This is a genomic window from Rhodocytophaga aerolata, assembly GCF_030503435.1.
Lineage (GTDB): Bacteria > Bacteroidota > Bacteroidia > Cytophagales > 172606-1 > Rhodocytophaga > Rhodocytophaga aerolata.
Window position 1 is genome coordinate 1 of the sequence record NZ_JAUKPO010000111.1, and the last position, 3,983, is coordinate 3,983.

The 3,983-nt window shown below is 41.0% G+C and carries 4 protein-coding genes; all 4 read left to right on the forward strand.

Annotated elements, in window-relative coordinates; translation table 11 throughout:
* Nucleotides 1–215 (forward strand): integrase core domain-containing protein (locus tag Q0590_RS36785; protein WP_302042679.1); only part of this gene is annotated, 215 nt, incomplete at its 5' end.
* A gap of 257 nt (nucleotides 216–472) precedes the next feature.
* Nucleotides 473–1,456, forward strand: coding sequence for a S41 family peptidase (locus Q0590_RS36790; RefSeq protein ID WP_302042680.1), 984 nt, complete (start codon nucleotides 473–475; stop codon nucleotides 1,454–1,456).
* 225 nt (nucleotides 1,457–1,681) lie between these two features.
* The gene (locus Q0590_RS36795; RefSeq protein ID WP_302042681.1) at nucleotides 1,682–2,446 is read left to right on the forward strand and encodes a hypothetical protein; all 765 of its coding nucleotides are present in this window, start codon (nucleotides 1,682–1,684) and stop codon (nucleotides 2,444–2,446) included.
* A gap of 839 nt (nucleotides 2,447–3,285) precedes the next feature.
* Nucleotides 3,286–3,921: a DinB family protein gene (locus Q0590_RS36800; RefSeq protein ID WP_302042682.1), complete on the forward strand. Its 636-nt coding sequence runs from the start codon at nucleotides 3,286–3,288 to the stop codon at nucleotides 3,919–3,921.
* Nucleotides 3,922–3,983 lie beyond the last annotated feature (62 nt).

A 3,983-nucleotide genomic window follows, 5' to 3' on the forward strand; every position in this document is an offset into this window, starting at 1 on the left:
GCACAATTAAAAATGAATTTTACTGCCGCGGTTTCCTTTCTTTCCCTTTGGCTCAGGAAGGTATCGCAAAAGCCATCTATGCCTATAATCACTTACGTCCTCATGCCAGCTGTGACTACTTGACCCCTGCTCGGGCTCATTGTGTAGGAGGCATACTTAACAAACGATGGTCTACCAATAGTACAAAAAGACGAGTAATGACGAATGCTAATTAATGGAAACAAATTATCTTCAACCCTGTAAAGCTATTCTAGGACTAGACCTCCCTATAAGGTCTTTTCATCAAGGTTATTTTTACCAATAGTTGCCTATATTCCTCTATATAGGTGGCTAAACGCAACTGTTAATAACAATTGCGTTTAGTTACTTGCCATAGGCAATCAGAAGAAAAAAATATAACTAATCTTATAAATAATGGAAGATTTTTTGTTTAATTGCTAGAAACTTTTAACAAATCCCTGTAATCCATTCTATGAGACAACCCTACGTTTGGTTATTATTTATAGCAGTTCTGCTGATGAGCTGTAAAAAAGATCAAGAGCCTAAAGCTACTTCTGCACAGGCACAAGCCTATCTAGATGAAGTAATCGGGATTATGCAAATCTACTCAGTAAATCGAAAAACCATTGATTGGGATTTGTTCAAAAATAAAGTTTATACCAAGGCTCAAGGAGCTCAAACGATCGCTGATACCCATCCCTCTATTCAACTTGCCTTAACTCTGCTTGGGGATAATCATAGTTTTTATACGGCTGCTACAGGCGGCATCCAACTCTTTCCTACCACTTCAGTTCACTGCACAGATGCTGCTCCAACCTCCGTACTTCACCCCCCTACTATTGGCTACATTCAAGTTCCACCCAGTGGAGGCTATGATGCCAAAGGGGTAAAATACGGACTGTTTGGGCAGGAATACGCCCAAGCTTTGCAGGACAGCATCAAAGCCCAAGACAGTGATCAAATTCAAGCTTGGATTATTGATCTAAGAGCCCTTTCACTTGACATGTTTTCGGGGCTAGTAGGAATAGGGCCCATTTTAGGGGAAGGAATAGCTGGCTATTTTATGGATCCGGATGGTAATTATTATCCTTGGTCCTATGAAAAAGGTGCGGCTAAATCCGGTCAATCTATTATTAGTTCAGTTCCCAATCCGTATGTGTTAAGGAATCCAAATCCGAAAGTAGCCGTTTTAACCAACCGACTAACTTCCAGTTCAGGAGAAGCCCTTGCCATTGCCTTTATTGGCAGACCCAACACGCGCAGCTTTGGTTTTCCAACCTGTGGGCTTTCGACGGCTAACGCTCCCATGATGCTTAGTGATGGAGCCCGACTCGCTTTAACCGTTGGAGTAATGGCAGATCGCAATAAAAAGGCATATGGCAATGCCGTGCAACCTGACGAATTGCTACCTGCGGTCACATCTGTGCAAAAGGCAATCGAATGGCTTAGTAAGTAGCTTACAAGAGGTATGGAATAGGTAAATACACGTTTTAAGAAAAAAACGCAGGAATGGCCAGCCCATAACACCCTTCACAGATGACCACCAGCCTGCCCACGCGCAATGCTCAGCATGAAGGCATGCCCTCGGGTGCGCTTGGTTCGTTGGCGGTAAAAGAAAATAAATGATAGCGTATGGCCCACAAATTTTGATTAGTTAGAAAGTAAAATGGCAACTCTCCCTATGAAATACCTCCTGCTATTTGCGTTAAACTGGTTTTCTATTCATGCCTGTCTACAGGCACAGCACAGACAAAAGTACATCGTTCACACGGGAGAAATCGTGACTCAGGTTATCCCGGCTGCTGAGCGAATGCACTACGGGCAGTTCAAACCTGCCAGGGTAATTTATCATAACGGACAAACCGCTTCTCTGATGCTTAACTACAGCTACTTACCAGGAGAGATGCATTTTATTGGACCAAAGGGAGATACCCTTGCCATGGTGGATGATCCGTTAGTAAAGAGCATTCAAGTGGGAGAGGATGTATTTTATTACCTGCCTAGAACGGGTTACCTGTTAGCCTTGAGTGATACCTACCCGGTAAAACCTGTTGAAAAACAGATTATCAAGATTATAAAGGGCGAACCTTCAAGTGGCTATCAAGGGGCTAGCCAGGTGGTTTCTCCTATTTTCAATACGGGAGATTCCCAGGGCACCGTGGCTGAAAGGTATGTAGGACCGAAGCCGAGTAATGAACAGCTCTATTATCAACCAGTTCCCAATTTAGTTCTGCTCTCCCGGCAAGTATCCTTTTATCTCATGGATAAAAATCAGCGATTTTATGAAGCCAAAAAATCCAACCTCTTCAAACTTTTTCCAGGCTATCACAGGCCCATTAAGCAATATATCCAAGAACAATCAATAAACTTTAAAAGCAAACAAGACTTGATTCAGGTAATACAGTACTGCAGTCAATTACAGCGTAAGCATCCCGCTGAGCAATAAATCCTTCAGCCAACACCACATAGCCTACGACCACCGGCCTGCTCACCCACAGAACTCTTATAAAGAGACATAGCGTCGTGAATATCCAAACCGTTAACCCTATTTTTGTATTTCTCTCCGGAATTTCCTTCCAATAAGTAATACTCACCTCCTGTTAAATTGCTAGATTTCTATTTAACATAAGAGGTGATGTCCAACAAAACCAACCATAATCCAATTTATGACCATTTTGGTTGCTAAAACCATCATTGTACTTTTTCTATACAGATACTTTTGCGTGTACAATGTTTATAATCAACATATTAGATAAATGTAATCAATAGTATCATGTAACATAGCCATAAATAGATAAAGCAAATTTTCATCTTGACACCCATAAGAGCCTGAAAGGACTCTTATGGGTGTCAAGAAAGCTAAAAGGTAGGTGTATTTGATCATGCACTTGTGTTTATTCCTGGAAATTTGCGAATAAACACAATTCAAAAAGTACAAATAATCCTCCTTTAAAAGGGAGTTTTAAGATCATCAAAACAAGTATTAGGTAAAAAGTAACAAAAAGACATTGAGTTCTTCTAAAGCGGCCTAAAATTGATGAATAGCAATTGGTGAATGAGTAAAAGTATCGTATATTAAAGAAGGGCAGGAGAAGAGTCTTTTTCTTCTCCATAGCCGAGAAAGGAGGCTAAAATTGCCTTAATTGGGCTTTGAACCGAAATGACACACGTATAAAAGCTGCTTTTGCAGTTACCCTAGAAGAGTGGTGGATATAAAAGAAATAAACACACCTCAAACAGATAAGCTGTGTTTATCCATATGTTGTATGCTAGCAAAAAAAGAAAATGAACATCCATAAGTTAATTCAAGAAATAAGGAATACACTTTCCTCTGTGTTTGCAGAAGTGGACGAGTGGTTTGATAAGCCAGAGGAGGTACGTACTTACCGGCCAATTAACAATGGGTGGACTATTAATGAGATTTTGGAACACATTTCCCTTACCAGCCACTTTTTACTAAAGCTGATTGATAAAGGGACAACCAAAGCACTTAAGAATACTAATGGACTTGATTTAACAGCAGAGCTTGAGAATTATGTATTTGAGCGGGATAAATTAGACGAGATAGGTATTTACAAATCATTTGCGTGGATACGTCCCCAGCACATGGAACCAACAGGACAAGTTTCGCTTGCAGCTATTCGGAATACAATCCGGGAACAAAAAGAAAAATGTATGGCTTACCTGGACTCTATGCCCAATGGAGAAGGCGTACTTTACCGGACGACGATGAGTGTAAATAACTTGGGAAAAATAGATGTTTATGAGTACATCTACTTCCTTGCTAAACATGCTCAAAGACATATCGGGCAAATGGAAAGAAATGAAAGGGAAATGAAAAGCCAGCATACAACATCGGCTACTTCGGCCAGCCCGCCGCTGAACGCACGGGCTGACGCAAAAGGCGAGGCCGGCGTGTAGCGGTGTCCATTAATTGCCATTAACCGGAGAAAAAAGGGAAAAGGCTTTTATTGATTTAGAGC

What these genes read in the sequence shown, in the direction of transcription:
- Q0590_RS36790 (WP_302042680.1), top strand. Translation starts at nt 473, where the DNA reads ATGAGACAACCCTACGTTTGGTTATTATTTATAGCAGTTCTGCTGATG.
- Q0590_RS36795 (WP_302042681.1), top strand. Translation starts at nt 1,682, where the DNA reads ATGAAATACCTCCTGCTATTTGCGTTAAACTGGTTTTCTATTCATGCC.
- Q0590_RS36800 (WP_302042682.1), top strand. Translation starts at nt 3,286, where the DNA reads ATGAACATCCATAAGTTAATTCAAGAAATAAGGAATACACTTTCCTCT.